This window comes from Kineococcus auxinigenes, from assembly GCF_050871525.1.
In the GTDB taxonomy this organism is placed as follows: domain Bacteria; phylum Actinomycetota; class Actinomycetes; order Actinomycetales; family Kineococcaceae; genus Kineococcus.
Genome location: NZ_JBKBCT010000154.1, coordinates 1 through 774, shown reverse-complemented (window position 1 = coordinate 774; position 774 = coordinate 1). Strand labels below are relative to the sequence as shown.

General features: G+C 55.3%; 1 protein-coding gene. It reads right to left on the bottom strand.

Going from position 1 to position 774, the window contains the following annotated elements; translation table 11 throughout:
* Positions 1 to 743: FkbM family methyltransferase (locus ACRYR9_RS19745; RefSeq protein WP_432540226.1), on the bottom strand; the 743-nt coding region annotated here is incomplete at its 3' end.
* Between the last annotated feature and the right edge of the window lie 31 nt (positions 744 to 774).

Below are 774 nucleotides of genomic sequence, written 5' to 3'. Positions count from 1 at the left end.
TCCACATCAATCTTTATCAGATTGGCAGCAGGTAGTTGAGCCATCGCATGATCAAGGGTCGTAACCTGAACCTGAATTGAACTCTCGGAAGCAGAGAATGACGGATCCAGCGGGTAAAGCGAATGATGGCCGCTGGTCATACCGAGATAAAGGGTGCGTTCGGTCTGCTCATTGGATACCGCTACGTTATGTATCTCGATCATCTCGGCGAAACCGTTCATCCAAGTCGTTCGCTCGAGCAATTGCGCTGTAGGCGTATAAGGCTCAAATGCAATCACCCGCCCATCGCCCCCCATGGTTCTCGCTGCGGCAAGGCTATGCATTCCCACATTTGCGCCTACGTCGATAAACACGTCCCCAGGTGAGAGCAGACGCTCAATCAACTGGCGCGTGCCCGACTCGAGTTCTCCGCTCTCTATCAATGACGCGATCAAAGCATGATCATCCGCTCCACACAGTACGTAGCCGACTGCTGTGCGCACCATGACCGGCCCAGCCCCGCAAGGCACCGCATGCCTCCGAGCTCCCGCCAAGCTATAGACCTCGATTCGGTCCATCTGAGGCGCGAATCGACTAAGTTCGGTGTGCAATTGCTGCTGCAGAGCGTGGCCGTCCACCAACTTGGTCAAAATGGCACGATTTGCGCTCTCAATACTTTGCGGAAAAGCCTCATTCAACGCGAGATGCGCCTCCTCCACCGTCCTGGCTAGATGAGTCTTCGCATCCTGCATGCGAGCCGCCATGTCGTGCTTGAATCGGTCTAGCTGCGAAGTG